The 26,002-nt window shown below is 69.1% G+C and carries 30 protein-coding genes; 15 read left to right on the forward strand and 15 right to left on the reverse strand.

Translation table 11 applies throughout. The features are described 5' to 3' along the window. Window positions 1–4: 4 nt before the first annotated feature. Together R2B38_RS26170 and R2B38_RS26175 are read left to right on the forward strand one after the other, a co-directional pair. On the forward strand, window positions 5–1,453 hold the full coding sequence (locus R2B38_RS26170; protein WP_318018421.1) for an NAD(P)H-quinone dehydrogenase: 1,449 nt from the start codon (window positions 5–7) through the stop codon (window positions 1,451–1,453). A gap of 164 nt (window positions 1,454–1,617) precedes the next feature. After that, window positions 1,618–2,583 (forward strand): DeoR/GlpR family DNA-binding transcription regulator, encoded by a 966-nt coding sequence (locus tag R2B38_RS26175; protein ID WP_078652370.1) that lies wholly within the window; start codon window positions 1,618–1,620, stop codon window positions 2,581–2,583. Window positions 2,584–2,740: 157 nt separating this feature from the next. Here the strand turns inward: R2B38_RS26175 and R2B38_RS26180 are convergent, their stop codons facing one another. Both R2B38_RS26180 and R2B38_RS26185 read right to left on the reverse strand, forming a co-directional pair. Further along, window positions 2,741–3,307 (reverse strand): TetR/AcrR family transcriptional regulator, encoded by a 567-nt coding sequence (locus R2B38_RS26180; protein WP_318018422.1) that lies wholly within the window; start codon window positions 3,305–3,307, stop codon window positions 2,741–2,743. Window positions 3,308–3,423: 116 nt separating this feature from the next. Next, window positions 3,424–5,196: an acetyl/propionyl/methylcrotonyl-CoA carboxylase subunit alpha gene (locus R2B38_RS26185; RefSeq protein ID WP_318018423.1), complete on the reverse strand. Its 1,773-nt coding sequence runs from the start codon at window positions 5,194–5,196 to the stop codon at window positions 3,424–3,426. Between the two features lie 389 nt (window positions 5,197–5,585). Between R2B38_RS26185 and R2B38_RS26190 the strand changes: the two genes are divergently transcribed. After that, window positions 5,586–6,047: a hypothetical protein gene (locus R2B38_RS26190; RefSeq protein WP_318018424.1), complete on the forward strand. Its 462-nt coding sequence runs from the start codon at window positions 5,586–5,588 to the stop codon at window positions 6,045–6,047. Window positions 6,048–6,089: 42 nt separating this feature from the next. Here the strand turns inward: R2B38_RS26190 and R2B38_RS26195 are convergent, their stop codons facing one another. Together R2B38_RS26195 and mmpB are read right to left on the reverse strand one after the other, a co-directional pair. Continuing rightward, complete coding sequence (locus R2B38_RS26195; protein WP_318018425.1) at window positions 6,090–6,710, reverse strand: nucleoside triphosphate pyrophosphatase; 621 nt, start codon at window positions 6,708–6,710, stop codon at window positions 6,090–6,092. Between the two features lie 31 nt (window positions 6,711–6,741). After that, entirely contained in the window at window positions 6,742–6,870 is a 129-nt protein-coding gene (gene mmpB, locus R2B38_RS26200) for a morphogenic membrane protein MmpB (RefSeq protein WP_267885198.1), read from the reverse strand. 118 nt (window positions 6,871–6,988) lie between these two features. On the opposite strand from mmpB, the gene R2B38_RS26205 reads away from it, so the two are divergent. After that, window positions 6,989–7,954 carry a GDSL-type esterase/lipase family protein gene (locus tag R2B38_RS26205; protein ID WP_318018426.1) on the forward strand — a complete coding sequence of 322 codons (966 nt, stop codon included), beginning with the start codon at window positions 6,989–6,991 and terminating at the stop codon, window positions 7,952–7,954. A 207-nt stretch (window positions 7,955–8,161) separates the two neighbouring features. On the opposite strand, the gene R2B38_RS26210 is transcribed toward R2B38_RS26205, so the two are convergent. Beyond that, window positions 8,162–8,371 (reverse strand): acyl-CoA carboxylase epsilon subunit, encoded by a 210-nt coding sequence (locus tag R2B38_RS26210; RefSeq protein WP_318018427.1) that lies wholly within the window; start codon window positions 8,369–8,371, stop codon window positions 8,162–8,164. A gap of 13 nt (window positions 8,372–8,384) precedes the next feature. Next, a complete protein-coding gene (locus R2B38_RS26215) occupies window positions 8,385–9,986 on the reverse strand; it encodes an acyl-CoA carboxylase subunit beta (protein ID WP_318018428.1) in 1,602 nt (533 codons plus the stop codon). A 136-nt stretch (window positions 9,987–10,122) separates the two neighbouring features. Here R2B38_RS26215 and R2B38_RS26220 point away from each other — a divergent pair, with 136 nt between their 5' ends. Together R2B38_RS26220 and R2B38_RS26225 are read left to right on the forward strand one after the other, a co-directional pair. Continuing rightward, the gene (locus R2B38_RS26220; protein WP_033280235.1) at window positions 10,123–10,989 is read left to right on the forward strand and encodes a biotin--[acetyl-CoA-carboxylase] ligase; all 867 of its coding nucleotides are present in this window, start codon (window positions 10,123–10,125) and stop codon (window positions 10,987–10,989) included. Between the two features lie 118 nt (window positions 10,990–11,107). Beyond that, window positions 11,108–12,235, forward strand: a complete 1,128-nt coding sequence (locus R2B38_RS26225) for an adenylate/guanylate cyclase domain-containing protein (protein WP_033280236.1) — start codon at window positions 11,108–11,110, stop codon at window positions 12,233–12,235. A gap of 15 nt (window positions 12,236–12,250) precedes the next feature. Here the strand turns inward: R2B38_RS26225 and R2B38_RS26230 are convergent, their stop codons facing one another. After that, window positions 12,251–12,685 carry an ester cyclase gene (locus tag R2B38_RS26230; protein WP_318018429.1) on the reverse strand — a complete coding sequence of 145 codons (435 nt, stop codon included), beginning with the start codon at window positions 12,683–12,685 and terminating at the stop codon, window positions 12,251–12,253. A gap of 51 nt (window positions 12,686–12,736) precedes the next feature. Further along, window positions 12,737–13,327 carry a hypothetical protein gene (locus tag R2B38_RS26235; protein WP_318018430.1) on the reverse strand — a complete coding sequence of 197 codons (591 nt, stop codon included), beginning with the start codon at window positions 13,325–13,327 and terminating at the stop codon, window positions 12,737–12,739. A gap of 147 nt (window positions 13,328–13,474) precedes the next feature. On the opposite strand from R2B38_RS26235, the gene R2B38_RS26240 reads away from it, so the two are divergent. The 3 genes from R2B38_RS26240 (at window position 13,475) to hutH (ending at window position 17,306) form a co-directional block, all read left to right on the forward strand. Continuing rightward, on the forward strand, window positions 13,475–14,281 hold the full coding sequence (locus R2B38_RS26240) for an enoyl-CoA hydratase/isomerase family protein (protein WP_318018431.1): 807 nt from the start codon (window positions 13,475–13,477) through the stop codon (window positions 14,279–14,281). 265 nt (window positions 14,282–14,546) lie between these two features. Continuing rightward, a complete protein-coding gene (locus R2B38_RS26245; protein WP_318018432.1) occupies window positions 14,547–15,692 on the forward strand; it encodes a sensor domain-containing diguanylate cyclase in 1,146 nt (381 codons plus the stop codon). A 75-nt stretch (window positions 15,693–15,767) separates the two neighbouring features. Next, entirely contained in the window at window positions 15,768–17,306 is a 1,539-nt protein-coding gene (gene hutH, locus R2B38_RS26250) for a histidine ammonia-lyase (protein ID WP_318021791.1), read from the forward strand. Window positions 17,307–17,348: 42 nt separating this feature from the next. On the opposite strand, the gene R2B38_RS26255 is transcribed toward hutH, so the two are convergent. Next, a complete protein-coding gene (locus tag R2B38_RS26255) occupies window positions 17,349–18,149 on the reverse strand; it encodes a hypothetical protein (protein ID WP_318018433.1) in 801 nt (266 codons plus the stop codon). Between the two features lie 41 nt (window positions 18,150–18,190). Then, complete coding sequence (locus R2B38_RS26260) at window positions 18,191–18,484, reverse strand: LAETG motif-containing sortase-dependent surface protein (RefSeq protein WP_033280240.1); 294 nt, start codon at window positions 18,482–18,484, stop codon at window positions 18,191–18,193. Window positions 18,485–18,614: 130 nt separating this feature from the next. Between R2B38_RS26260 and R2B38_RS26265 the strand changes: the two genes are divergently transcribed. Further along, window positions 18,615–18,968, forward strand: a complete 354-nt coding sequence (locus R2B38_RS26265; RefSeq protein ID WP_318018434.1) for a hypothetical protein — start codon at window positions 18,615–18,617, stop codon at window positions 18,966–18,968. 210 nt (window positions 18,969–19,178) lie between these two features. Then, complete coding sequence (locus R2B38_RS26270) at window positions 19,179–20,429, forward strand: Ig-like domain-containing protein (protein WP_318018435.1); 1,251 nt, start codon at window positions 19,179–19,181, stop codon at window positions 20,427–20,429. A 474-nt stretch (window positions 20,430–20,903) separates the two neighbouring features. Here R2B38_RS26270 and R2B38_RS26275 read toward each other — a convergent pair whose 3' ends face one another. From R2B38_RS26275 to R2B38_RS26285, 3 genes are read right to left on the reverse strand one after another with little or no spacing between them, the layout of a single operon-like run. Then, window positions 20,904–21,260 (reverse strand): hypothetical protein, encoded by a 357-nt coding sequence (locus tag R2B38_RS26275; protein WP_318018436.1) that lies wholly within the window; start codon window positions 21,258–21,260, stop codon window positions 20,904–20,906. Next, window positions 21,257–21,538, reverse strand: coding sequence for a DUF397 domain-containing protein (locus tag R2B38_RS26280; RefSeq protein ID WP_318018437.1), 282 nt, complete (start codon window positions 21,536–21,538; stop codon window positions 21,257–21,259). The genes R2B38_RS26275 and R2B38_RS26280 overlap by 4 nt, the downstream gene beginning before the upstream one ends. Further along, window positions 21,510–22,373, reverse strand: coding sequence for a helix-turn-helix transcriptional regulator (locus R2B38_RS26285; RefSeq protein WP_318018438.1), 864 nt, complete (start codon window positions 22,371–22,373; stop codon window positions 21,510–21,512). Before R2B38_RS26285 ends, R2B38_RS26280 begins: the two co-directional genes overlap by 29 nt. A 112-nt stretch (window positions 22,374–22,485) precedes the next feature. Between R2B38_RS26285 and R2B38_RS26290 the strand changes: the two genes are divergently transcribed. Both R2B38_RS26290 and R2B38_RS26295 read left to right on the forward strand, forming a co-directional pair. Next, window positions 22,486–22,671, forward strand: coding sequence for a hypothetical protein (locus R2B38_RS26290; protein WP_318018439.1), 186 nt, complete (start codon window positions 22,486–22,488; stop codon window positions 22,669–22,671). 100 nt (window positions 22,672–22,771) lie between these two features. Next, on the forward strand, window positions 22,772–23,047 hold the full coding sequence (locus R2B38_RS26295) for an ATP-binding protein (RefSeq protein ID WP_318018440.1): 276 nt from the start codon (window positions 22,772–22,774) through the stop codon (window positions 23,045–23,047). Between the two features lie 16 nt (window positions 23,048–23,063). On the opposite strand, the gene R2B38_RS26300 is transcribed toward R2B38_RS26295, so the two are convergent. After that, a complete protein-coding gene (locus R2B38_RS26300; protein ID WP_318018441.1) occupies window positions 23,064–23,630 on the reverse strand; it encodes a DUF6817 domain-containing protein in 567 nt (188 codons plus the stop codon). Window positions 23,631–23,963: 333 nt separating this feature from the next. Between R2B38_RS26300 and R2B38_RS26305 the strand changes: the two genes are divergently transcribed. Continuing rightward, the gene (locus R2B38_RS26305; protein ID WP_318018442.1) at window positions 23,964–24,725 is read left to right on the forward strand and encodes a trimeric intracellular cation channel family protein; all 762 of its coding nucleotides are present in this window, start codon (window positions 23,964–23,966) and stop codon (window positions 24,723–24,725) included. A 74-nt stretch (window positions 24,726–24,799) separates the two neighbouring features. Then, the gene (locus R2B38_RS26310; protein WP_318018443.1) at window positions 24,800–25,423 is read left to right on the forward strand and encodes a 3'-5' exonuclease; all 624 of its coding nucleotides are present in this window, start codon (window positions 24,800–24,802) and stop codon (window positions 25,421–25,423) included. A gap of 48 nt (window positions 25,424–25,471) precedes the next feature. Here the strand turns inward: R2B38_RS26310 and R2B38_RS26315 are convergent, their stop codons facing one another. Then, window positions 25,472–25,999 carry a hypothetical protein gene (locus R2B38_RS26315; RefSeq protein ID WP_318018444.1) on the reverse strand — a complete coding sequence of 176 codons (528 nt, stop codon included), beginning with the start codon at window positions 25,997–25,999 and terminating at the stop codon, window positions 25,472–25,474. Window positions 26,000–26,002: the final 3 nt, after the last annotated feature.

Genomic DNA, 26,002 nt, shown 5'->3' on the forward strand with positions numbered 1-26,002 from the left:
GACAATGGGGTACGTGACTCGGATCGTGATCATCGGTGGCGGACCCGGCGGCTATGAAGCGGCGCTGGTGGCAGCGCAGCTCGGCGCGGAGGTGACCGTCGTCGACTGCGACGGTCTGGGCGGGGCGTCGGTGCTGACCGACTGCGTCCCGTCGAAGACCCTTATCGCGACGGCCGAGGTGATGACCACCTTCGACTCGTCGTACGAGGAACTCGGCATCATCGTCGCCGACGACACCCCACCGCTGGAACAGGCGGCCCGGGTCGTCGGCGTGGACCTCGGCAAGGTCAACCGCCGTGTGAAGCGCCTCGCGCTCGCCCAGTCGCACGACATCACCGCCTCCGTGACCCGGGCCGGCGCCCGTGTCATGCGCGGCCGGGGCCGGCTCGACGGCATGCAGGCGATCGACGGCTCCCGCAAGGTGATCGTGAAGGCGGCCGACGGCACCGAGGAGACGCTCGTCGCCGACGCCGTCCTCATCGCGACCGGCGGCCACCCCCGCGAGCTGGACGACGCCCGCCCGGACGGCGAGCGCATCCTGAACTGGACCCAGGTCTACGACCTGACCGAACTCCCCGAAGAGCTGATCGTGGTCGGCTCCGGCGTCACCGGCGCCGAGTTCGCCGGCGCCTACCAGGCCCTCGGCTCCAAGGTCACCCTCGTCTCCTCCCGCGACCGCGTCCTGCCCGGCGAGGACCCGGACGCCGCCGCCGTACTCGAGGACGTCTTCCGCCGCCGCGGCATGAACGTCATGGCCCGCTCCCGCGCCCAGTCCGCCAAGCGCGTCGGCGACAAGGTGGAGGTCACCCTCGCCGACGGCCGCGTCATCACCGGCTCGCACTGCCTCATGGCCGTCGGCGCCATCCCGAACTCCGAGGGCATGGGTCTGGAGGAGGCGGGCGTCAGGCTCCGCGACTCGGGCCACATCTGGACCGACAAGGTCTCCCGTACGACCGCTCCGGGCGTGTACGCCGCCGGTGACGTGACCGGCATCTTCGCGCTCGCCTCGGTGGCCGCGATGCAGGGCCGTATCGCCATGTACCACTTCCTGGGCGACGCGGTGGCCCCGCTGAACCTGAAGACGGTGTCGTCGAACGTCTTCACCGACCCCGAGATCGCCACGGTCGGCTACTCCCAGGCCGACGTGGACGGCGGCAAGATCGACGCCCGCGTCGTCAAGCTCCCGCTCCTGCGCAACCCGCGCGCGAAGATGCAGGGCATCCGCGACGGCTTCGTCAAGATCTTCTGCCGCCCCGGCACCGGCATCATCGTCGGCGGTGTGGTCGTGGCGCCCCGCGCCTCGGAACTGATCCACCCCATCTCGATCGCCGTCGACAACAACCTGACGGTCGAACAGATCGCGAACGCCTTCACCGTCTACCCGTCTCTTTCGGGCTCGATCGCCGAGGTGGCCCGCCAGCTCCACACACGGAAGGCGACGGGCGAGGTCTGAGCCGAAACGGACTCCCCGCTGGTCACGGGGAGTTGCCGACCATTCGGGCGGCATAGGCGGCGAGACTAGGCCCTATACCACTTCCGGTCCTGCTGTACGAACAACTTCCGTTATTCGGCGCAAACACCTGAAAGCAGACGGTCGTTGGGGTTACTGTCAGTTTCGTGTTCGCTGCAGAACGTCGCCAATTGATCCTCGAAATGGTGCGAGCGAATGGGGCCGTATCGCTCCGTGAGCTCGCCCGCGTCGTCCAGACCTCCGAAGTGACCGTACGGCGGGACGTGCGCGCACTGGAGGCAGAAGGACTCCTCGACCGCCGGCACGGCGGTGCGGTATTGCCGGGCGGGTTCACGCGAGAATCCGGCTTTCCGCAGAAATCGCATCTCGCGACCGCCGAGAAGACGGCCATCGCCGATCTCGCCGCGAGCTTCGTCGAAGAGGGCGAAGCGATCGTGGTAGGGGCGGGTACCACGACCCAGGAGCTGGCCCGCCGGCTCGCCCGGGTACCCGGACTGACGGTAGTCACCAACTCCCTCCTTGTGGCCCAGGCGTTGGCCCATGCCAACCGCGTGGAGGTCGTCATGACCGGGGGCACTCTGCGCGGTTCCAACTACGCGCTGGTGGGCAGCGGGGCCGAGCAGTCCCTCCAGGGCCTACGGGTGTCGAGGGCCTTCCTCTCCGGAAGCGGCCTCACCGCCGAACGCGGTCTCTCCACGTCCAACATGCTCTCCGCGTCCGTCGACCGGGCCCTCGTCCAGGCGGCCGCCGAGGTCGTCGTCCTGGCCGACCACACCAAGCTCGGCACGGACACCATGTTCCAGACCGTGCCCACGGACGTCATCACCCGCCTCGTCACCGACGAGCCCCCGGCCCACGACGACCGCGCCGCCACGGAGTTGCAGGCGCTGGCCGACCAGGGGGTGCAGATCGCTGTCGCGGGCGGTTCGGGAGCCCAGGGGGGTGACCAGACCCCGACCCGGGACCAACGCCGCCGAGACGTCCCCCTCCCGGCACCGCGACGGGGTCAAGTACCGGGCGGCGGGCCGGGGTTGAGGTCAGCGGGTGTGCTGGGCGGCGAGTCTCCTGAGCGGGAGCGCGCGGCAAGGGTGGCGGACCTGCGAAGGCGTTGACCGAGGGTCCGGTTTTAGAGTGCAGGCCCGGTGGGGGCTGGTCGCGCAGTTCCCCGCGCCCCTTAAAAGCAGGTCGGCTCAAGCGAGGCCGTTTTTAGGGGCGCGGGGAACTGCGCGACCAGCCACGACGGCGCCGCACCCGAAAACCGAACCCGCGTTACGGCTTCAACCCGCGCAACGTCAACGTCAGCAACCTGTCCGCCAGTTCAGGATCCCCAGGATTGCCCTCAGCCGCGAGAGCGATCGCATGGGTCAGCTGGAGAAGGTCGCCGATCTCGACATCCCCACGCACATCACCGGCCTCCTGCGCCCGGACCAGCAACGCACCCCCCGCTTCCCGGATAGGCCCGCTGCACCTGGCCAACGCCGACGAGTCGTCGTAGGCGACAGCCATCAGCGTCCGAGACAACCCCCGGTACTCACTCGCGTGGCTCACCATCTCCCGCAACCACGTCACCAGAGCCACACACGGCTGCGGCGCAGACAGCAACTCCCGGGAACGGGCCAGGAGTTCACTCGCCGCGTCCTCGAACACCGCGCTCATCAGGGACTGCCGATTGGGAAAGTGCCGGTACAGCGTGCCGATACCGACCCCCGCACGCCGAGCCACGTCCTCCAGGGACGCGTCCGTACCGTGCGCGGCAAAGCACACCCGGGCCTCGGCAAGCAGCCGCTCGTAGTTGCGACGGGCATCCGCGCGCAGCCCGACGGGCGGCTTGGCCATGGCTCCCACCTGCCCTCCTCGACTGGTTCCCTCAGCATGCCAGGCGTTGATTGCAGAAGTGCCCGGCGAAGACAGGCTGTTCCTGTCCGCCGGGCACCTCTGGACGTGCGGTGGGGTCAGTCCTTGATCTCGCAGATCGCCGCGCCGGATGTGATGGACGCACCGACCTCCGCGCCAAGTCCCTTGATCGTGCCGGACTTGTGCGCGTTCAGCGGCTGTTCCATCTTCATTGCCTCGAGTACGACGATGAGGTCGCCCTCCTTGACCTCCTGGCCCTCCTCGACCGCGACCTTGACGATCGTGCCCTGCATCGGGGAGGCGAGGGTGTCGCCGGAGGCGACGGGGCCGGACTTCTTGGCCGCGCGGCGCTTCGGCTTGGCGCCCGCCGCGAGGCCGGTGCGGGCCAGGGACATGCCGAGCGAGACCGGGAGGGAGACCTCCAGGCGCTTGCCGCCGACCTCGACGACGATCGTCTCGCGGTCCGCGTCCTCGTCCGCCTCGGCGTCCGTGGGGGCCGCGAAGGGCTTGATCTCGTTGACGAACTCGGTCTCGATCCAGCGGGTGTGGACCGTGAACGGGTCGGCGGAGCCGGTGAGTTCGGGGGCGAACGCCGGGTCCTTGACGACCGCGCGGTGGAACGGGATGGCCGTGGCCATGCCCTCGACGGTGAACTCGTCCAGCGCACGCGCGGCCCGCTGCAGCGCCTGCTCGCGGGTCGCGCCGGTGACGATCAGCTTGGCCAGCAGCGAGTCCCACGCCGGGCCGATGACCGAGCCCGACTCGACACCGGCGTCCAGGCGGACGCCCGGGCCGGTGGGCGCCGCGAACGTGGTGACGGTGCCGGGCGCGGGCAGGAAGCCGCGGCCCGGGTCCTCGCCGTTGATGCGGAACTCGAAGGAGTGGCCGCGCAGTTCGGGGTCGCCGTAGCCGAGTTCCTCGCCGTCGGCGATGCGGAACATCTCGCGGACGAGGTCGATGCCGGCGACCTCCTCGGTGACCGGGTGCTCCACCTGGAGGCGGGTGTTGACCTCCAGGAAGGAGATCGTGCCGTCCTGGCCGACGAGGAACTCGACGGTCCCGGCGCCGACGTAGCCGGCCTCCTTGAGGATCGCCTTGGACGACGAGTACAGCTCGGCGACCTGGGCCTCGGAGAGGAACGGCGCGGGCGCCTCCTCGACGAGCTTCTGGTGCCGGCGCTGGAGCGAGCAGTCACGCGTCGACACGACGACCACGTTGCCGTGGGTGTCGGCCAGGCACTGGGTCTCCACGTGCCGGGGCTTGTCGAGGTAGCGCTCGACGAAGCACTCCCCGCGGCCGAAGGCGGCGACCGCCTCGCGCACCGCGGAGTCGTACAGCTCGGGAACCTCTTCGAGCGTCCGGGCGACCTTCAGCCCGCGACCGCCGCCACCGAAGGCGGCCTTGATCGCGATGGGCAGCCCGTGCTGCTCGGCGAACGCGACGACCTCGTCCGACCCGGACACCGGGTCCGGGGTGCCGGCCACCAGCGGGGCACCGGCGCGCTGGGCGATGTGCCGGGCGGCGACCTTGTCACCGAGGTCCCGGATCGCCTGCGGCGGCGGGCCGATCCAGATCAGGTCCGCGTCGAGGACCGCCTGGGCGAACTCGGCGTTCTCCGACAGGAATCCGTAGCCCGGGTGGATGGCGTCGGCACCGGACTCGCGGGCCGCGTTCAGGACCTTGCCGATGTCCAGGTAACTGCTCGCCGGTGTGTCACCGCCCAGGGCGAACGCCTCATCCGCGGCGCGGACATGCAGAGCGTCCCGGTCCGGGTCGGCGTATACGGCCACGCTCGCGATCCCGGCGTCCCGGCAGGCCCGGGCTACGCGGACAGCGATTTCGCCACGATTGGCGATGAGCACCTTGCGCACGATTGAGGCTCCCTCCTTGAAACAAGCCGAGTTTAGGGACTGCCGACACGGCGCATCGACCCGTCCCCAGTGGTGAGCTTGCCCACACGGAGCGTGATGCGAGGCCTGCTCGACCCGCGAAATCCCTTGTCGCACCTCGGTACGCAGGACTCCTCGTGGAAACCCTAGCTCTCCGGTGTGGGCAAGGTCTCTGTGAGAGCGTGCCGCGTGCCACGCCGTTTCTTTGTGGAGTCCCTACGAACGGCCCAATGATTCTTTGCCCCCGACACAACCCTTGTCCCGCGGTTTACCCGTTAGTAGCGTTCGGGTTGTCTCGAACGTACTTGAGGTAACCAGGCTTTTGATCGAGCGGTAGTCGGAAGTGGGTGGGGCCGGTGGTGCGCAGGCCGGTGGCATGGATCTTGGCGCTCGTCCTCTTCGTGGAGGCGCTCGGAGTGGCCGCGCTGAACTGGTTCCTGGGGATCGTCGTCGACCGCCAGGACATGTCCCTGGCCGGCCTCGACCCGGACGCGATGTCCGTCTCCTCGAAGGTCGGCGGCATCGTCTTCGGCCTCTACTTCGCCCTGTGCGGAGTGGTCGCCCTGCTCGTCGCCCTGCGCGACCGGGCCCCGGCCGGCTTCGGCCGCATCCTGCTGATCAGCGTGGCGGTCGTGCACGGCCTGCTGGGCGCGTTCGCGTGGGGCCTGGTGGGCCCGGGAGCGTTCGTGTCCATGGTGGTGGTGCTCGCCCTGGTCGTCCTGCTCCTGATGACGTACGACCGCCTGGAGGCCCCGTCCGAGGGGAAGCCAGAGCAGGGCGAGAGCGAGGGCCCGGGGCCGATCGCTCCGCCGGCCGCCCCCAGCCCCTCCTGATCATCCCCCCGAGGTCATCCCGCCGAGGTCATCCCTCCGAGATCATCCTTCTGAGGGCGTCCACAACTCCGTGATGCCGACGCCCAGTTGGGCCAGCAGGCGGCGAACGAGCGGCAGGCTGATGCCGATCACGTTGCCGTGGTCGCCGTCGATGCCCTCGATGAACGGTGCCGAGCGGCCGTCGAGGGTGAACGCCCCTGCCACGTAAAGGGGTTCGCCCGAGGCGACGTACGCGGCGACCTCGGCGTCGGTCGGTTCGCCGAAGCGGACGACGGTGGACGCGGTGGCCGAGACGTACCGGCCGCTCGTCGTGTCGTAGACGCAGTGCCCGGTCTGGAGCGTCCCGGCCCGCCCGCGCATCGACTTCCAGCGGGCGGTGGCCTCCTCGGCGTCGGCGGGCTTGCCGAGGGCCTCGCCGTCGAGGTCGAGCACGGAGTCGCAGCCGATCACGAGCGCGCCCTTGACCTCGGGCTTCGCGGCGACGACGGAGGCCTTGGCCTCGGCGAGCGCGAGGGCGAGTTCGGCCGGGGTGGGGGCGCTGACGGCGTCCTCGTCGACCCCGCTGACGATCACCTCGGGGTCCAGCCCGGCCTGGCGCAGCAGGCCCAGCCGGGCGGGGGACTGGGAGGCGAGCACGAGTCGGCGGCGCGGCTGATCTGTCATGCGTTCAGCGTATCGGCGCGGCCCCGGTCGCTCACGTCAGCCCGAGCACGATCATCGCCAGCACCATCGCGAGTGCCATGAGGATGCCGAGCCGCCGCAACATGACCTCTGTCTCCCGCAGGTCTTTGGGAGGCTCGTCATCGGGGTCGGACCACAACATGCTTCCGAGCTTGCGGTGGTTTGGGGCGGGGCGCCTGAGTACGGGTACTCAACTCTTCCAAAAGGGTCTGTGGTTCCGTTAACCTAATGGAACCAAGGTTCCCTTTGGAGGGTGTGTCATGTTCGCTGCTGCCTGGACCGCGTCGTCCCAGCTGCCCAGCGAGGGCTTTACGCCGAACTGGTCCCGTGAGGGGTTCTGGCGTCAGTCGTTGCGGCAGGTCGTGCGGTTGACGGCGGGTGGGGAGAGGGTGCGGGTGCGGTTCTCCAACGCGTATGGGACCTCGCCGGTGCGGATTGCCTCCGGCTCGGTGGGGCGTGCGGGGGCTGTGGTGCCGCTGACCTTCGGGGGTGCGGTGGAGGGGGAGATGCCGGCTCGGGGGGAGTTGGTGAGCGACGGGGTCCAACTCGCCGTAGAAGCAGGGGAGTCGGTGGTTGTCACGCTGTACTTCGACTCGGCTACCGGACCGGCCACCTTCCATGCGCAGGCGTTCGCGACCAGTTGTCGGGGTGCGGGGTGTCTGCTGGACGGGGGTGATTTCACCGAGTCGAGTGAGTCCTGGTACTTCCTCTCCGCCGTTGAGACCGACTCGGGGCGGGCGGACGGGATTGTTCTTTTCGGTGACTCCATCACCGATGGGTTCGGGTCCACGGCGGGGGCCGATCGCCGCTGGTCGGACGCGTTGGCCTCGCGGACGGGGCGGGCCGTCCTGAACGCGGGGATCGGGGGGAATCTGCTGCTCAACGACTCCGCGTGGTACGGGGAGCGGGGGGTGCGGAGGTTCGGGCGGGATGTGCTTCAACTGGCCGGGGTGGACACGGTCGTTGTGTTGCTGGGGCTCAATGACATCGGGTTCAGCGAGACGGATGCGCAGCCTACGTACAAGCCGGCTCCGGTGGTTTCGGCCGGTGAAGTCATCGCTGGGTACCGGGAGTTGCTACGGCAGGGGCGTGAACTCCGGGTGATGGGGGCGACCTTGTTGCCGTTCGGGGGTCTGATCACTGGGGGGAGCGGGCGGCGAAGGTCAGTCATGAGGTCAACGAGTGGGTGCGGTGTTCGGGGGAGTTCGACGGGGTTGTCGATCTGAATCGGGTGATGGCCGATCCGGGGGATTCGGATCGGCTGCACCCTGCTTATGACTTCGGGGATCATCTGCACCCCAATGACGAGGGGTACGGGGTGATGGGTGAGGCTGTGTTGCGCTGTTTGTAGCTGCGGGCCAGTGGGGGCTTGGCGCGCCCACGCGGCGGAGCCGCAAATTGACACAGCCCCGCGCCCCTAAAAGCAACTCTCCCTAGCCGGGCCAGAAAGTGCGGGTCCATGCGCTGGGGCTTGGCTGGGGCAGCCTCGCGCTCGCAATACGTGACGGGTCGGACCAGGCGTCCCGCTGCCTCGGGGTGCCCGGTGGGGTGGAGGTCGCCGCGGCTGCGCGGGCCCTGACCACCGCCAGGGCCGCCGCCAGTTCCTCCGGGGTCGGGTTGCCCCGTACGACTTTGATGTTCATGGGGGGCGCTCCTCTACAGGGGGATGTTGCCGTGCTTCTTCGGGGGCAACGACTCGCGCTTGGTGCGGAGTTGGCGCAGTCCCCGGACGACGTGGCGGCGGGTGTCCGAGGGGAGGATCACCGCGTCGATGTAGCCGCGTTCGGCGGCGATGTACGGGTTGAGGAGGGCGTCCTCGTACTCCTGGATCAGGCGGGCCCTCGTCGCCTCCACGTCGCCTGCCGCCTCCGCCTCCGCGATCGTGCGGCGGTGCAGGATGTTGACCGCGCCCTGGGCGCCCATGACGGCGATCTGGGCGGTCGGCCAGGCGAGGTTGAGGTCGGCGCCGAGGTGCTTGGAGCCCATGACGTCGTAGGCGCCGCCGAAGGCCTTGCGGGTGATCACCGTGATCAGGGGGACTGTCGCTTCCGCGTACGCGTAGATCAGTTTGGCGCCTCGGCGGATGATGCCGTAGTGCTCCTGGTCCACGCCCGGGAGGAAGCCGGGGACGTCCACGAAGGTGATGACCGGGACGTTGAACGCGTCGCAGGTGCGGACGAAGCGGGCCGCCTTCTCGCTCGCGTCGATGTCCAGGCAACCCGCGAACTGCATCGGCTGGTTGGCCACGATGCCCACCGGGCGGCCCTCCACCCGGCCGAAACCGGTGAGGATGTTGGGCGCGAACAGGGGCTGTGTCTCGAAGAACTCGGCGTCGTCCAGGACGTGTTCGATCACCGTGTGCATGTCGTACGGCTGGTTCGCGCTGTCCGGGACCAGGGTGTCCAGCTCGCGGTCCTCGTCCGTGACGGTGAGGTCCGCCTCCTCGGGGAAGGCCGGGGGTTCGCTGAGGTTGTTGGACGGGAGGTACGACAGCAACTGCTTGACGTACTCGATCGCGTCCTTCTCGTCGCCCGCCATGTGGTGGGCCACGCCCGACACCGCGTTGTGGGTGCGCGCGCCGCCCAGTTCCTCGAAGCCGACGTCCTCGCCCGTGACCGTCTTGATCACGTCCGGGCCGGTGATGAACATGTGCGAGGTCTGGTCGACCATCACCGTGAAGTCGGTGATCGCGGGGGAGTAGACGGCACCGCCCGCGCACGGGCCCACGACCAGGCTGATCTGGGGGATCACGCCGCTCGCGTGCGTGTTCCGGCGGAAGATCTCGCCGTACGCGCCCAGCGAGGCCACGCCTTCCTGGATGCGGGCGCCGCCGGAGTCGTTGATGCCGATGACCGGGCAGCCCGTCTTCAGGGCGAAGTCCATCACCTTGACGATCTTCTGGCCGTAGACCTCGCCCAGGGCGCCGCCGAAGACCGTGAAGTCCTGGGAGAACACGGCGATCGGGCGGCCGTCGACCGTGCCGTACCCGGAGACGACCCCGTCGCCGTAGGGGCGGTTCTTCTCCAGGCCGAAGTCCGTGGAGCGGTGCCGGGTCAACTCGTCGAACTCGACGAAGGACCCCTCGTCGAGGAGCAGGTCGATCCGCTCACGGGCCGTCAACTTGCCCTTGGCGTGCTGCTTTTCGACCGCACGTGCCGAGCCGGCGTGCGTCGCTTCCTGGATACGGCGCTGAAGATCCGCGATCTTCCCGGCGGTGGTGTGGATGTCGATCTCTTGAGGCGCTTCCGGCTCGGACATCGGGATTGCGGCTCCCTGCCTGCTCAAAAGGGGGACGGGTTACTCATCCGTAGAGTAGTGGCGGGCCTACCGATCGGCAGTGCGGCGTACAACACACCTTGGGTGGCTTGCACCACGCACACCTAGGGTGGCTTGCATGACGCCGCGAGATGCATCAGACGCGAACAGCAGCCGGTGGTCCGATCTGGAACGGCCTCCCCTCAACCCCGACGCGCTGCGCCGCGGCCTCGTGCGGGCGGGCGGCCTGTGGACCGGCGTGGAGGTCGTGCAGCGGACCGGTTCCACCAACTCCGACCTCGTCGCCCTCGCCGCCGCCGGCAAGGCCGCCGAGGGCACCGTCCTGGTCGCCGAGGAGCAGACCTCCGGGCGCGGACGGCTCGACCGGCAGTGGACGGCACCGGCCCGCTCGGGTCTCTTCTTCTCCGTGCTGCTGGAGCCGGGTGATGTGCCTGTGGCCCGCTGGGGGTGGCTGCCTTTGCTCACCGGGGTCGCCGTCGCGACGGGCCTGTCCCGGGCGGCCGGCGTCGACACGGCACTCAAGTGGCCCAACGACCTCCTGGTGACTGTCGGCGGTGAGGAGCGCAAGGCCGGCGGCATCCTCGCCGAGCGCGCGGGCGACGACGCGGTGATCGTCGGCGTCGGCATCAACGTCACCCTGCGGGAGGACGAGCTGCCCGTCCCGCAGGCGGCCTCCCTGGCCCTGGCGGGGGCGGTCACGACCGACCGGGACCCCCTCCTGCGGGCGGTGCTGCGGTCCCTGGAGCACTGGTACGACAAGTGGCGCGCGGCGGGCGGCGACCCGCTGGAGAGCGGCCTCCAGGAGACCTACGCGGCCGGCTGCTCGACGCTCGGCCGGGTCGTCCGGGCCGAGCTGCCCGGGGACCGCTCCATCACCGGCGAGGCCGTCGCGATCGACGGCGACGGGCGGCTCGTGCTGGCCACGGAGGACGGCGTGCAGGAGCCCGTGGGGGCGGGCGACATCGTCCACCTGCGCCCCGCGTGACCCCGACCGCTCTTGTGGCGGCTCTTCCCGTGTGACTCACGGAGTGAGCTGGCCCACACCTGCCGTAGCATTGGGCCCGGTCGATACCTGACCGTGGCAGATCGGAAGGGCAGCAGGCGTGACCGTCGACGACACGGGCTCCGGCGCGGACGCGGACGGCCGGGTGGCCCCCGATGCCGCCGAACCCGGCGAGGACCCGCTCGCGCTGCGCCTCGAAGGGCTCATCCTGGGCGCCGAGCGCCGTTACACACCCTTCCAGGCGGCCCGCACCGCCGGCGTCTCCATGGAGCTGGCCACGCGCTTCTGGCGGGCCATGGGCTTCGCCGACGTAGGCCAGGCCAAGGCGTTCACGGAGGCGGACGTCCTCGCGCTGCGCCGCCTCGCCGGTCTCGTCGAGGCGGGGCTGCTGAGCGAGGCGATGGCGGTGCAGGTGGCCCGCTCCACCGGGCAGACCACCGCGCGGCTGGCCGGCTGGCAGATGGACTCGTTCCTGGAGGGCCTGACCGAGCCCCCGGAACCGGGCATGTCCCGCACCGAGGTGACGTACCCGATCATCGAACTGCTCCTGCCCGAACTGGAGGAGTTCCTCGTCTACGTCTGGCGCCGCCAGCTCGCCGCGTCGGCCGGGCGGGTCGTGCAGGCGGGCGACGACGAGGAGATGGTCGACCGGCGCCTGGCCGTCGGCTTCGCGGACCTGGTCGGTTTCACGCGGCTGACCCGGCGCATGGAGGAGGAGGAACTCGGCGAACTGGTCGAGGCCTTCGAGACCACCGCCGCCGACCTGGTGGCGGCTCGCGGCGGCCGTCTCATCAAGACCCTGGGCGACGAGGTCCTGTTCTCCGCCGACGACGCCGGAGTCGCCGCCGAGATCGCCCTGCGTCTCATCGAGACCATGGCCAACGACGAGACGATGCCCGAACTCCGCGTCGGGATCGCCTTCGGCACGGTGACGACCCGCATGGGCGACGTCTTCGGCACGACGGTCAACCTCGCCTCCCGGCTCACGTCGATAGCTCCTCGCGACGCCGTCCTCGTCGACAGCGCCTTCGCCGAGGAACTCATCCGCAGCGGCGAGGCCCCGGCCTCCGAGGCGGAGGCGGCGGAAGCGGCGGCGACGGCCGAGAAGGAGGGCGAGGAGCCCCCGACCTACCGCTTCGCCCTCCAGCCGATGTGGCAACGCCCCGTGCGCGGCCTGGGAGTTGTCGAACCGTGGCTGCTCACGCGCCGGGACTCGTCACCGGCGTAGCGCTGGAAGTCTCCGCTAGGGGGCGATCCCGAGCTGGCGCAGGATGCCGAGTTCGTCGGGCCGGTTCCAGCGCTCGACGATGTGGTCGTCCCGGACCCTGAAGATGTTGGTTCCATGCAGGGTCAAGGGGCGGCCTCCGGCCGGGGCGGGCACGCCGAGAAGCTCCCCGCGCTGCGTCCCGGCGGCGGTGAAGTGCTCGACGACCAGGTCGTCCTCGGCGATCATCAGGTCCGGCTCGCTGTGCCAGTCGGGACACGCCTCCCGGAACAGCGCGCCGGCGGTGCGGAAGCCTTCACGGTCGCCAGGCCCGTTGAACGGAGGGTCGTGGTCGACGAAGTCCTCGGCGAGGTACTCGTCGACCGCGCCGAGGTCGCCCTTGGTGAACAGCGCGTCGATGAACGCGCGCACAAGATCCTTGTTCTTGGCGAGGGTGGTGTCTGAGGTGTTCATGTCTTCAGTCTCACGCTGTCCACAAACCGGCACAAACGGGGGACTGTCAGCTCAATCACGGTGAACCAGCGAGTCCACGCAGAGCCCGATGATCGGCACGCACAGGGTCGGTCGACTCGGGGTGGGGGCTGGGGAGTTGGGGGTCCGACCGGGTGTGGGGGTGGGTGTGGGTGTCTGCGTCGAGGTGGGGTGCGGAGCCGGTGCCTGCGGTGGCGGGGTGGCGGCCGTCGTCGTCTCGGGGGCGGTCGTGGGGTCCGCGGCTACGGGTGTCGTCGGCGTCGCGGTCGCATACGGAGTCGGTACGACCCCGGAGGCCGCCGTGGGGGTGGGAGTGATGCCGCCCATCACCGAGGTCGCGGAGGGGATCGCGGCCGGGTCGGCGCTGATGGTCGCGGCGGCGTTCGCCGGACGGTCCGCGCTCCGGCTCGCTTCCGGGCTCGGCTCCGCCTCCGCCGTGCCCAGCCCGCCGACCCCCGACTCGGGCGCCAGTCGTACGAGGCTCAGCACCCCGGCGGCCACGGCGAGCCCGCTGACGGCGAGGAGGACCTTGCGGGGGCGGGGACGGCGGTGTCGCCCGCGCGGGAGCGGCGTTTCTATCTCCGCGGTGTCCTCGGCCCGCTCCGCCTTCGTGGTCGTCGTCACGATCCCTCCCCCTGTGGTGTGGCGGACGCACGTTATGCGCTTCTACGGGCGGTGCGGCGGGAGTTGGGCGGGATGTCACCCGAACGGGGAACCCGCGTGCGATGATCGGGGCGAGGTCTGTTAACCCACGTTAACCAGGAGGCGGGCATGAGTGAGGAGCGGTTCGAGTCGCGGTTCGGGGAGTTCGTGCTGGTGCGGCGGCACGGGTACGTCGCGGAACTGGTCCTGGACCGGCCCAAGGCCATGAACGCGGTCTCCACGGCGATGGCGGTCTCGATCGCCGAGGCCTGCGCGGCGCTGGCGGCGGACCGGGACGTACGCGTGACCGTGGTGACCTCGTCGCACGAGCGGGCGTTCTGCGTCGGCGCGGACCTGAAGGAGCGCAACTCCCTCACGGACGCGGAACTCGTACGGCAGCGCCCGCTCGCACGCGGCGCGTACACCGGCGTCCTGGAGCTCCCCATGCCGACGATCGCCGCGGTGCACGGCTTCGCCCTCGGCGGCGGCTTCGAACTCGCCCTGTCCTGCGACCTGATCGTGGCGGACGGTACGGCGGTGGTGGGGCTGCCGGAGGTGTCGGTGGGGGTGATTCCGGGAGGTGGCGGCACCCAGCTGCTGCCTCGCCGGGTGGGCGCGGCGCGGGCGGCCGAACTGATCTTCACCGCGCGGCGGTTGGAGGCACCCGAGGCGTCGGAACTTGGCCTGGTGGACGTCCTGGTGGAGCCGGGCCGGGACCGCGAGGAGGCTCTTGCCCTGGGTGCGCGCATCGCCGCGAACTCGCCCGTCGGGTTGCGCGCGGCCAAGCGGGCGTTGCGGCTGGGGCATGGGTTGGATCTGCGGGCTGGGCTTGAGGTCGAGGACGCGGCCTGGCGGTCGGTGGCGTTCTCGGGGGATCGGGCGGAGGGGGTCGCGGCGTTCAATGAGAAGCGGGCGCCGGAGTGGCCTGGGGAGTAGTGGGGGAGGGGCAGGGGGCTTGTGTGCGTTGCCGGGTGCGGGTTCGTTGTGGCTGGTCGCGCAGTTCCCCGCGCCCCTAGGGGGTTGGGGCTGGCCCTCGCTGTCGTTCATCCGCTCATGACACTGACCTCCACCCACCAACGCCCCCAGCACCACCTCCCCAGGGGCGCGAGGAACTGCGCGACCAGCCCCCACCGGCCCGCACCCGACACCTGTTCGCCGCATCAATATCCCGCTATGCCCCAAATGTCCCTAGCCTGGAGTGATGGGTGAGGACAGGCGGCTCGCGGCCGTGGTGGAGCTGGCGCAGGGGATGGCGGCGGCACACACCCCTCGTGAGTCCTGGCGGGCGGCGGCGGCCGGGGCATGCCGGGCCCTGGACGGCAGTTTCGCCGCGCTCTCGGTGTGGGAGCGCGAGCTGGGGCGGCTGCGCGTCCTCGTGAACGTGGGGGAGCGGGCCGAGGGCGAGGAGGAGTTCCCGGACGCCGAGACCTACCCCGTGCACCAGTTCCCCGAGATCACCGAGTTCCTGCACGAACGCTGGGCGGGCGGCGGCGAGCCCAACGCCTGGGTCGAGACCGCCGAGGGCCCGGCCGCGGGCAGCCCCGGCTACTGCCACCAGCGCGTGGCCGCCCTACGGCGTCGTAGGCGCGGATGCTGTGTCGTCGCCCCGATCGTGCTGCACGGGCGGGCGTGGGGCGAGCTGTATGTGGCGCGGCCGGTCGGTGCGCCGGTCTTCGGCCGGGGGGACGCCGACTTCGCGACCGTGCTGGCCTCCGTCGTCGCGGCCGGGATCGCCCAGACCGAGCGGCTGGAGGAGGCGCGGCGGCTCGCCTTCACGGACGCGCTCACAGGTCTCGCCAACCGCCGGGCGGTCGACGTACGGCTCGACGAGGCGATCGAACGGCACCGGCGCGACGGCGTCGTCGTCAGCCTCGTCGTCTGTGACCTCAACGGGCTCAAGCGCGTCAACGACACCCGGGGCCACGCGGTCGGCGACCGGCTCCTCGAACGCTTCGGCTCGGTGCTCTCGCTGTGCGGGGCGATGATCCCGGGTGCGCTCGCCGCACGGCTCGGCGGCGACGAGTTCTGTCTGCTCGCGGTCGGGCCGCCCGCCGATGAAGTGGTCGACGCGGCTGTCGAACTCTGCCGCCGCGCCGCCGAGTTGGAGCTCGGCGAGGGTGTCGCGTGCGGGGTCGCGTCGACGGAGGATCCGATCGGGGCGGTGCGTTCCGGCCGTCGGCTCTTCCGGCTGGCGGACGCGGCCCAGTACCGCGCGAAGGCGCTGCGCGCGGACAAGCCGGTGGTCGCCGGGCGGGACGGGCCGGACGATCCGGTGGTGCGGCTCGCGGACTCCTCGACGCCGGAGATGCCGGCGGAGCGGCGCCGTTTCCGGGGCCGCCGGACGTGACCTACCTGTAAGGGTCTAAGTGGCTACCCGGTAGTGACACCGTCGCATTCAATGCGTACGCTCCTGAATATGGATATGCACACTGTGGTGGTGGGGACGTCCGGGGTCACCGCGTCCGACGTTCTTGCCGTGGCGCGTGGGGGCGCCCGGATCGAGCTTTCCGGTGAGGCCGTCGCGGCGCTCGCCGCGGCGCGGGAGATCGTGGACGCGCTGGCGGCGAAGCCGGAGCCCGTGTACGGGGTGAGCACCGGGTTCGGGGCGCTGGCGTCCCGGCACATCAGCCCGGAACTGCGGGCACAGTTGCAGCGCAACATCGTTCGTTCGCACGCCGCCGGGATGGGGCCGCGGGTGGAGCGGGAGGTCGTGCGCGCGCTGATGTTCCTGCGGCTCAAGACCGTCTGCTCGGGGCACACGGGTGTGCGGCCCGAGGTTGCCCAGACCATGGCCGACGTCCTCAACGCCGGGATCACGCCCGTCGTCCACGAGTACGGCTCCCTCGGCTGCTCCGGCGACCTCGCGCCGCTCTCCCACTGCGCGCTGACGCTCATGGGCGAGGGCGACGCGGAGGGCCCGGACGGAGTTGTACGCCCCGCAGGTGAGCTGCTCGCCGAACACGGCATCGCTCCGGTCGAGTTGCGCGAGAAGGAGGGCCTCGCCCTGCTCAACGGCACCGACGGCATGCTCGGCATGCTGGTCATGGCGCTCGCCGACCTCGACATGCTGTACAAGTCCGCCGACGTCACCGCCGCCCTCTCCCTGGAGGCGCTGCTCGGTACCGACAAGGTGCTCGCGCCCGAGCTGCACGCCATCCGTCCGCACCCCGGGCAGGGTGCCAGCGCCGCCAACATGCTTGCCGTGCTTGCCGGTTCGGAGCTCACCGGGCACCACCAGGACGGCGCGCCCCGTGTCCAGGACGCGTACTCGGTGCGCTGCGCCCCGCAGGTCGCCGGCGCGGGGCGGGACACCATCGCGCACGCACGGCTCGTCGCGGAGCGGGAGTTGGCGTCCGCCGTCGACAACCCCGTTGTGCTGCCGGACGGCCGGGTCGAGTCCAACGGCAACTTCCATGGCGCGCCGGTGGCTTACGTCCTCGACTTCCTCGCCATCGCCGTCGCCGACCTGGGCTCGATCGCGGAACGCCGTACCGACCGCCTCCTCGACAAGAACCGCTCGCACGGGCTGCCGCCGTTCCTCGCGGACGACGCCGGTGTCGACTCCGGGCTGATGATCGCCCAGTACACGCAGGCCGCGCTGGTGAGTGAGATGAAGCGGCTGGCGGTGCCCGCCTCCGCCGACTCCATCCCCTCCTCCGCGATGCAGGAGGACCACGTCTCCATGGGCTGGTCGGCCGCGCGCAAGCTCCGCACCGCCGTCGACAACCTCACCCGGATCATCGCCGTCGAGCTGTACGCGGCGACGCGTGCCGTGGAGCTGCGCGAGGGGCTGGCCCCGGCGCCGGCGTCCCGGGCGGTCATCGATGCCGTACGGGCGGCGGGAGTTGAGGGTCCGGGTCCTGACCGGTTCCTGTCTCCCGACCTCGCGGCGGCCGACGCGTTCGTGCGCGGCGGGCATGTCGTCGAGGCCGTGGAGAAGGTCACCGGGCCGCTGCGGTAGGGCAGTTGGGGCCCTGCCATGGCAACGGCCGGGCCCCGTACGTCACTTCAGCTTGGCGGACTGCGCGGTGATGATCGCGGCGGGGATCGTGTAGGCCTTGTCGGAGACCATCTTGCCGAGGTTCATCGTGTAGTACGACGCGACGGTGTTCCCGTGGCGGACCACCTCGACGTGCACGACGGCCGCCTTGCCCTCCGTGTCGTCCATCTCGCCGTTGGCCGCGAACGCCACCGACTCGTCGCCGGTCCCCGAGCCCTTCTCGGTGACGACCTTCGAGAACTTCTGCTCGTCGCTGCCCGACGCCGCCGTGAAGCCGCCGGCGCAGTCCGTGACCGCGTCGGACACGGCCTTGACGGCCTTCTGGGCGCCGTCGCCGTCGTACGAGGAGAGCGTGACGATGGTGACGTCGATGCTCATCGACTCGGTGAGCGCCTTGTCCATCTCGGCTTCGCTCATGTCGTCCAGGTCGGTGGCGGCGGCCGAGGGCTTCTTCTCCTCGGTGGCCATGCGGTTGGTCTCCGCGGACGCGACGGTCGGGGCGAGGCCGCTCATGGGGTAGAGCAGCGGCTTGCACTTCTCCTCGGCCTTGATGGCGGCCCTGGCGACGCCGCCGCTGACCGCCCCGACCTCGTAGCCGGTGACGTCCGCCTGGGTGAGGATCCGCTTCTTCAACTCGGCGACGGTGAGCGCCTTGGCGGTGTTCTTCTCCGAACCCTGCGCGGCTTTCTCGGTGTTGCTCTCGGCCTTGTCCGAACCGCCGTCGGAACAACCGGTGATGAGGGCCAGCGACAGTGCGCCCACCGCGACGGTGACGCACAGCCGTATGCCCGATGATCTCTTCATGAGCGGACTATGAAGCTTGAGTCAAGTAACCGTCAAGCAAGTTAAAAGCCCAGGCGTTCCCGTCGTACCGAATACGCCACGAAACCGGCGCCGAGGCCGAGGAACACCGTGCCGCCGACGATGTACGGCGTGGTGTTCGGGCTGCCGGTGTCGGCGAGTTGGGTGTCGTCGGAGGAGGCGGTGACGGCCGTCGAGGTGACCCGGGCCTGCTGGGTGACCTGCGAGGCAGGTGTCGCCGAAGTCTCCACTCTGGCCTGGTCGGTCACCGTCGCGTTGGCGGAGGGGACGAACCAGAGGGCGCCCAGCAGGGTGCCCGCGGCGGTGGCGGTCAGCATCGTTCGGCGAGCGGTTGACACGGAATATCGATCCCCTTGTGGCGCTGGCGAATTGGCCGTGTGGAGCGATGCTAATGAACTGTGCGGGTCGCGGGAAAGTCACGGGAGCTGTGGGCCGTACGCTCCCGGCATGAGCACCCAAGAGACATCACGTTTTGTACGCCTTCGTGTCGAACTCGTTCTTGAAGTGGAGAACGAGGACGCCGTGACCAAGGCCGCGCTGGCCAAGATCGCCGGGGATCCCGAGCTGCCCGGCGACGAGCGCGGGCATGCCGAGACCGCTGTGACGGAAGACACCGCCGAGGCGCTCGCCTATCTCGTGGACCCGTTCGACCTGGTCAGCGAGATGCCCGGGGTCGAGCTCGCCCAGGCCTCGTGGAGCAGCGAGGAGATCGACTACGACCCGGATTCGCCGGATTGGGACATCGACGAGGATGATGTCGACGGCGATGAGGAAGCAGACGGGGTGGCAGTGGTCGGCTGAGCCGTGCGCGGGAGCAGGTGACCCCGGGCGGCAACCGCTGCCCGGGGTTTCGTCGTCCCAGGAATGTCAGGGGTCACGGTGGACGTGGTGTGCCCCACATCTGCTGGGTAGGCGGAACGGGACGCTGCGGTCGTAGCGTTGGTTTCTTAAGAAACTGTTTACGGGGCGCTCGGGGTTTTTGGGGATTCGGCAACGATGGAGAAGCGTGTGATGACGGACAGTAAGCGGCGCAAGGGTCTTGTGGCCGCGTCCGCACTGCTCGGCGGTGTGCTCGTGCTCACGGCGTGTTCCGGCAGCGACGACAAGTCGTCCGGGAGCGATTCGAGCCAGAGCTCGCAGTCCAAGGCCGACGAGGCGGCCGCGAAGAAGTCCTCCGAGGCGCAGATCAAGATCACGCCGGCGGACGGTTCGGACAACGCCTCCATCAACAACTCGGCCACGGTGAAGGTCACCAAGGGCACCCTCACGGCCGTGACGATGACGACCGCGGACGGCAAGGCCGTCGCGGGCACCATCTCCGCCGACAAGCTCAGCTGGAAGCCCAGCGCGCAGCTGGACCGCTCGACCACGTACAAGGTCGCGGCCACCGCGAAGGACTCCGCCGGGCTCGCCGCCCACGAGAACGCCTCCTTCACCACGGTCTCCCCGGCCAACAGCTTCATAGGGAACTTCACGCCCGAGGACGGTTCGACGGTCGGCGTCGGCATGCCGGTGTCGATCAACTTCAACAAGGCGATCACGAACAAGTCCGCCGTCCAGAAGGGCATCACGGTCACCTCCACCAGCGGCCAGGAAGTCGTCTGCCACTGGTTCAACACCCAGCGGATGGACTGCCGCCCCGAGGACTACTGGAAGGAGAACTCCACCGTCACGCTGAAGCTCGCGCTCGACGGCGTCGAGGGCGCCTCCGGGGTCTACGGCGTGCAGCAGAAGACGGTCACCTTCCACATCGGCCGCAACCAGGTGTCGTACGTCGACGCGAAGTCGAAGCAGATGAAGGTGGAGCAGGACGGCAAGGTGATCAAGACGATCCCGATCTCCGCCGGTTCCCCCGAACACACCACGTACAACGGCCAGATGGTCATGTCCGAGAAGTTCACGCAGACGCGTATGAACGGCGCGACGGTCGGTTTCACGGATGACGACGGCAAGGGCGAGTACGACATCAAGGACGTCCCCCACGCCATCCGCCTCACCAGCTCCGGCACGTTCATCCACGGCAACTACTGGGGTTCGCCCTCGGTGTTCGGCTCGGTCAACACCAGCCACGGCTGCGTGGGCCTGCAGGACGTGAAGGGCGCGGGCGACAAGAACATGCCGGCGGCCTGGTTCTACAACAACTCGATGGTCGGCGACGTGGTCGTCATCTCCAACACGGGCGACAAGACGGTGGCCCCGGACAACGGCCTCAACGGCTGGAACATGGACTGGGCCCAGTGGAAGGCGGGTTCGGCGGTCTGATCCGACCCGACCGGCCAACTCCGGTTCGCTTGAAGGCGGTTGCCCCTGGGTGGGGGTGACCGCCTTTTCGTTGTCCGCCTCAAGTGGTCCTCGGCATATGCGAGTTGCCGGTAATATCCGTCATATGACGCGCCCTCGGGTGCGCCTCCCTTGTTCCGGGTCCCGTCCCCTCGGGGCCCGGCCCGAAGTGAGGCGGCTCCGGGTAAGAAAAAAGGCCGCCTCCCTGAGAAAAGGGAGGCGCACCCATGGGACGTCATGCCAAGCCACGGCTGACTCTTGTGTGTCGACTCACCCGGCTGCTGCCGGAAAACTGGGCCAAGCACGTGAGGAGGTGGTGGCTCTGGTGGAGCGCCAGGTAGCCGGAGGCCCCCAGCAAAATTAGGGGCCTCCGAAGGCTCCTGAGCGAGCCTGAGCCCCTGTCACGGATACCCGCCGTGGCGGGGGCTCGTTCCTCTTCACCGACGACGATACCGGCTACGGCGCTCGTAGCAACCCCGACTCGTCAACAGGGGCCCGGTGCAGGTCGGTGATGTATCCCTGAAGTTCGGCGGGCAGTTCTGCGAGGTCGATCTCACGCAGATGAGCCATGTGCGTGTCCTCCACGTGACCGGTCGACGTGAGCTCCAAGAGGGCGTGGAGCTGCGCCTCCAGGGCGGTGTGGTTCCGCTCGCGGGCCGCGGTGGCGGAGAGCACGGTCGCCAGGGTGATGGCTTCGGCCGACGTGTAGGAACGGGTCCAGTCGGTCACTTCATCGGCAGCGCGTTCGCGTACGGCGGGGTCGTCCAAGTCGGTGATCTGCCGGACCAGGTCCAGCAGTTGGTTCGCGTTCACTCGGCTTTCAGGGAGGTGATGAATGGGGTCCAGGCGGGGGCGGTGAGGATCAGGGCGGGGCGGTGGAGGGCCTTTGAGTCGCGGACGGGGACGAGGCCGGGGAGGTTGGCGGCGACCTCGACGCAGTTACCGCCGCTTTCGTTGCTGTAGCTCGACTTGCGCCAGAGGGCTGCGCCGGGGAAGTCGCTGGCGATCTCTACGCAGTGGCCGCCGTCGCCATTGCTGTAGCTGCTCTTGAACCAGATCCCGTCACTCAAGTCGATCTGGGTGTTTGCCATTTCGGTAGTCCTCTGCTGCTTGCTCGATGAGCTTCAGGGATGCCTCGGGTGGGAGCGCGGCGGCCCTGAGCCGACCGTACGCCTTCGAGTACTGGCTCACGAGCGCCGGATCATCGATCAGCTGGCCGCTGTACATGGCCTCCGTGTACATGACCGGCGGGGCATCTACAAAGGTCAGGAACCTTGTCGTACCCATCATGAAGGGGTGCGCTCCTGAGTTCCGCGGAAGGATCTGCGGAATGGAACGGCGGTGCTTACGCGCCACCTCTGCGATATGGGCGAGCTGTTCGGCCATATCGCCGGGCGGCAGGATCGGGTTCCTGAGGACCTCCTCGTGGAGTACCAGCCAGCTTTCAGGCGCCTCCTGCTCCTCGTAGAGCCAGGCACGCTTGCGTCGTGCCTCGACCTTCTCCCTCACCGACTCTTCGGAGTACGTCGGGTGCGCTGCCAGGACAACGGCCCTGACGTATGTCGGCAGTTGGAGAGGGCCTGGGATCAGGGACGGGTCCCACTCCTCGATCTCCCTCGCGTGCTCCTCCAACTCCAGGACATCGGCGAAGTACTCGGCGTGCCCTGCGCGACGAGCCTTCCGCACCGACTCACAGTTGCGCTCGAAGAACCCGTCTGTCCCCAGCTTCCGATCCGCGTGCTGAGCCAGATCAAGCGGGATCCTTCGCTCGCCGTGCTCAATATCGCTGAGGTACGTCTTGCTGTAGAAGCTGCCCTTGAGGAACGCCTCCATCGACAGCCCCGCCTCCTCCCGCTTCCACCTCAACTCCTTGCCGTAGAAGGTCGGAACGCTCATCGACCCGTCGATGTCCTTGCCCCGTGCCACCACTTGCCCTCCTCCGCAGCCCCGGTCGCGAACGCGAAACCTCTTTTACGGTAGCCAGCGGAACGCCAGTCTGTGAGGAGTTCGTCACAGAGCGCACAGGAGGCACCCGTTCATGTCCGACCCCTACGACACGACCCTCTGCGTGGAGGAACTCCGCGAGGCCCTCGACCAGCACGGCATCACACTCCCCTCCCTCGGCGTGGACATCCTGGCCGCCGGCCTCGTCGCGCTCGGAAACTGCAACATCGCCACCGCCCGCGAACTCGCCGCAGCCCTCCGCAAGGCGGCGGAACGGTGAACCTCGAACTCAGCCTCCTCGCCACCCCAAGGCCGTACCGGAACTCCGCCATCACCTCCGCCACCACACCTACGACGTCCGCCTCTGCGCAACGGAGTTGGTGACGAACGTGATCGACCACATCGGCGAGGGAACCCCGGTGACCGTCAGAGTCCTCGGCACCGCCGACGGCCACACGCGTATCGAGGTCACCGATCCGGACCCACGCGCTTTGCCCCTGCTGCTCCGGGCGACCGCGACGGACGAACACGGCAGGGGGATGGCGTTACTTGACGCGCTGGCTCGGCGGTGGGGCGTGGAGCAGGGGGCGGATCGCAAGACGGTGTGGTGCGAGGTGGAGGACGATCTCAACAGCCTTACCGCAAAGGAGTGTTGAGGCGAGCGGAGCCGACTCAGCCCAGTTGCCGGGCCACGGCCTCTCGGGCGGCGGGGGAGAGCAGGGTGCCCGCGCGGGTGAGGAGGGCGTGCAGGGCTGGGCCGTAGCGCTCGGCCAGTTCGGTGTTGTGGGCCAGTACGTCCAGTTCGTTGGCGGCCGTGATGTCGAAGAACGCCCGCAACTGGTCGGCGGGCGGGCTGAGTTCGCGGCCGGTGAAGCGGTCCCGGAACGCGAACTCCGTGGTGCCGTCGACGCGAGGGTAGACCGCGCCGCGGTCACAGCTGGCGTAGAGGTAGACCAGTTCCTCCGCCCGTTCACCGATCAGCGCGGCGAGCGTGGCCCGGTCGGAGAGGGGCAGCAGCGCCGGTGCGAAGCCGTCCGTACCGTACGTCGCGTGGCACAGCCCCGCGGTCTGGACGACGGCATCCGCTCCCCAGTCCGCCAACAGCCCCTGAACACGGCCCAGATGGGCCAGCAACGTGCCGCCGGGATGGGGCATCCCGTCAGCTCCCCGGTCACGCAGAAACGCGTCGATCGCCGCGCGTCCCTTGCCCGTCAGGTGCTGCCGCTCGGCTGGTGCCATGGCTGGAGGTCCTCTCGCCGGTGGTGCCGATTCATCAAAGGCGTCAAAGGAAGCGATTCCCTGAAAGGTCGGAAAGACGCAACGGTTCAAGGGCCCAAGTCGGTTGTCTACGACCGCCGTTACGTTACTCACGCACCGCCGAGGGGTCGATCGGTCACCGCAGGCCAGCTCATCGGCCAAGATATCCACGACTGTTTCCGGGCTCTGGAGTGCGAGGGCCGCCGACCGCCCCGGCCGATTCACCCGGGTGAAACTCATGGGTAACTTTCGCTGTGTGCAAGCGGGTTGACGCACTATGCACGCAGACGGTGCCGCAAGGACAGGAGCGCGCGGATGTCGTTCGAAGGCGTGATAGGTGCCGTGCAGTATGTGATGAACCTGGTGGGCATCCTGGCCTTTGCCTTATCGGGTGCCTTTCTGGGGGTCCGAAAGGACTTCGACATCTTCGGCGTGGTGATGCTCGCGGAAGCCGTCGGTCTCGGCGGCGGGGTCTTCCGGGATCTGGTGATAGGCGTACGCCCGGTGGCCTTCAGTGACCCCGGGTATTTCTGCGCTCCGATCGTCGGCGGCCTGGTGGTCTTCTACAGCGCGCGCCTGCAGCATCGGGAGCGGGCGTTCGACCTCTTCGACGCGGCGGCCCTGGGCCTGTTCAGCGTCACCGGCGCGACGAAGGCGTTCGCGTACGGACTGAACCCTGAGGCCGCCGCCACCCTGGGTTTCGTCACCGCCGTCGGCGGCGGGCTCATCAGCAGCGTCCTCGCCATGGAGATCCCGCCGTTGCTGCGCGCCAACCGGGATCTGTACGCCCTCCCCGCCCTGGTCGGCGCCGGCGGCGTCGCCGTCCTGCATCACCTCCAGCTCCTCAACGAATGGACGGCCCCGGCCGCCGCCACCCTCGCTTTCGCCCTGCGCGTCATCGCCCTGCGACGCAACTGGCGCACCCCTCGGTCCCGCTTCTGGCGCAACCCGTTCGCCGGCCTGCGCGCCGCGCCCGAACCACCGCGGCCCGAGGCGCACTTGGGGCACACGGGGCACACGGGGCACCTGGACGACTTGGACCACCACACGGTTCTCCTGCGGCGCCCCGGCACGTAGGAGGTAGGAGGTAGGAGATTGGCGTTGCCCTGCCGGAGACTGTGGTGGAGATCCGCGCCAGAGGGAGAGCTGCCTTGCGTACGTTCGTCGTGTTCGACCTTGAATTCACGTCATGGCAGGGAGCGCTTGAGCAGGACTGGGGGGCGCCGGGGCAGCTTCGGGAGATCGTGCAGATCGGCGCGCTGCGGCTGCGTGAGGACTGCTCCGTCGTCGAGGAGTACGAGGCACTGGTCCGCCCGGTGGTCAATCCCCGACTGTCCGGCTACTTCACCGAACTCACCGGCATCGACCAGGAGACGCTGGACCGGGAAGGACTCCCCGCAGCGGAAGCACTCGGCGACTTCCTGGGTTTCTGCCGGGGCCAGTCCGTCCTCTCGTACGGCAACGACATGGTCGTCCTAGGCGAAAACGTCGGCTGGGCACGATCTCGGGGCGAAGAAGTCAAGAACGGCTTCCTGGATGCCCACTTCCTGAACATCAGGCCCTGGCTGAACTCCGTCGCACCGGTGACGTCCGCGTCCAACGTCGGCCGTTTGTGGCGGGACCTGGGCCTTCCGAAGCCCGCGACGGGCGAGGAACATTCAGCACTCTTCGACTGCTATTCGTTCGCTTCGGCTCTTGAGCATCTGAGCGAGGGCGGGTCTGGACTCCCCGAGTTCCTACCACTCACGAACCCGGCATCCGCCGAAGACGCCTGAACTCCTCGACCAGTTGAGGAACCCCTGGTCGAGCACACTTCTTCGACCTCATCGAGATTGAGCGCCGGACTTCCTGAGCAGGGCCTTCGCGTCATCCTGGGAAACCTCCAGCAGTGCCTCGTGCTTGTAGGAATCCATGTCGTCCACATAGGGAGGTAGCCCTGGGCGTGCGGAACAGAACGTCACATGCGCGGTGAGGAGGTCGTCCTCCAAGCCTCCCTCGGACAGGGAGATGTACCCGAACATCGGCCATGGACAATTCCCCGGCACTTCCAGAAGGGCGGTGCAGGCGTAGCCGAGGGAGCGGCGCAGGAGTGTCTTGTGCCTTTCCGGATCCGACTCCGGGATGTCGTAGTCCATCATGCCGCGGCCGTTCACGCTGGCCTCGTAGTGGATGACGTCACCGAATTCTGGGAGCGGTGTACCGGAGTAGCCGAAATGCAGGGCACTCAGGAGCAGTGCATCGCCTTCCGAAGTCCAGCCGGCACGGACGATGGCACGGAACGGGTCCGGTACGTCCTCTTCCCGGGCGGTGCGGTCGATCGCCTCAAAGGATTCGGACATCCTGGCATTCATTCT

The organism is Streptomyces sp. N50, from assembly GCF_033335955.1.
Taxonomy (GTDB): Bacteria; Actinomycetota; Actinomycetes; order Streptomycetales; family Streptomycetaceae; genus Streptomyces.

Bases quoted from the DNA above. Each gene is read 5' to 3' on its own strand.
- R2B38_RS26170 (WP_318018421.1), top strand. From the start codon at position 5: ATGGGGTACGTGACTCGGATCGTGATCATCGGTGGCGGACCCGGCGGC.
- R2B38_RS26180 (WP_318018422.1), bottom strand. From the start codon at position 3,307: ATGGCCAAGCCGCCCGTCGGGCTGCGCGCGGATGCCCGTCGCAACTAC.
- R2B38_RS26195 (WP_318018425.1), bottom strand. From the start codon at position 6,710: ATGACAGATCAGCCGCGCCGCCGACTCGTGCTCGCCTCCCAGTCCCCC.
- mmpB (WP_267885198.1), bottom strand. From the start codon at position 6,870: ATGTTGTGGTCCGACCCCGATGACGAGCCTCCCAAAGACCTGCGGGAG.
- R2B38_RS26205 (WP_318018426.1), top strand. From the start codon at position 6,989: ATGTTCGCTGCTGCCTGGACCGCGTCGTCCCAGCTGCCCAGCGAGGGC.
- R2B38_RS26210 (WP_318018427.1), bottom strand. From the start codon at position 8,371: ATGAACATCAAAGTCGTACGGGGCAACCCGACCCCGGAGGAACTGGCG.
- R2B38_RS26215 (WP_318018428.1), bottom strand. From the start codon at position 9,986: ATGTCCGAGCCGGAAGCGCCTCAAGAGATCGACATCCACACCACCGCC.
- R2B38_RS26220 (WP_033280235.1), top strand. From the start codon at position 10,123: ATGACGCCGCGAGATGCATCAGACGCGAACAGCAGCCGGTGGTCCGAT.
- R2B38_RS26230 (WP_318018429.1), bottom strand. From the start codon at position 12,685: ATGAACACCTCAGACACCACCCTCGCCAAGAACAAGGATCTTGTGCGC.
- R2B38_RS26240 (WP_318018431.1), top strand. From the start codon at position 13,475: ATGAGTGAGGAGCGGTTCGAGTCGCGGTTCGGGGAGTTCGTGCTGGTG.
- R2B38_RS26245 (WP_318018432.1), top strand. From the start codon at position 14,547: ATGGGTGAGGACAGGCGGCTCGCGGCCGTGGTGGAGCTGGCGCAGGGG.
- hutH (WP_318021791.1), top strand. From the start codon at position 15,768: ATGCACACTGTGGTGGTGGGGACGTCCGGGGTCACCGCGTCCGACGTT.
- R2B38_RS26255 (WP_318018433.1), bottom strand. From the start codon at position 18,149: ATGAAGAGATCATCGGGCATACGGCTGTGCGTCACCGTCGCGGTGGGC.
- R2B38_RS26260 (WP_033280240.1), bottom strand. From the start codon at position 18,484: ATGCTGACCGCCACCGCCGCGGGCACCCTGCTGGGCGCCCTCTGGTTC.
- R2B38_RS26265 (WP_318018434.1), top strand. From the start codon at position 18,615: ATGAGCACCCAAGAGACATCACGTTTTGTACGCCTTCGTGTCGAACTC.
- R2B38_RS26270 (WP_318018435.1), top strand. From the start codon at position 19,179: ATGACGGACAGTAAGCGGCGCAAGGGTCTTGTGGCCGCGTCCGCACTG.
- R2B38_RS26280 (WP_318018437.1), bottom strand. From the start codon at position 21,538: ATGGCAAACACCCAGATCGACTTGAGTGACGGGATCTGGTTCAAGAGC.
- R2B38_RS26290 (WP_318018439.1), top strand. From the start codon at position 22,486: ATGTCCGACCCCTACGACACGACCCTCTGCGTGGAGGAACTCCGCGAG.
- R2B38_RS26300 (WP_318018441.1), bottom strand. From the start codon at position 23,630: ATGGCACCAGCCGAGCGGCAGCACCTGACGGGCAAGGGACGCGCGGCG.
- R2B38_RS26305 (WP_318018442.1), top strand. From the start codon at position 23,964: ATGTCGTTCGAAGGCGTGATAGGTGCCGTGCAGTATGTGATGAACCTG.
- R2B38_RS26315 (WP_318018444.1), bottom strand. From the start codon at position 25,999: ATGAATGCCAGGATGTCCGAATCCTTTGAGGCGATCGACCGCACCGCC.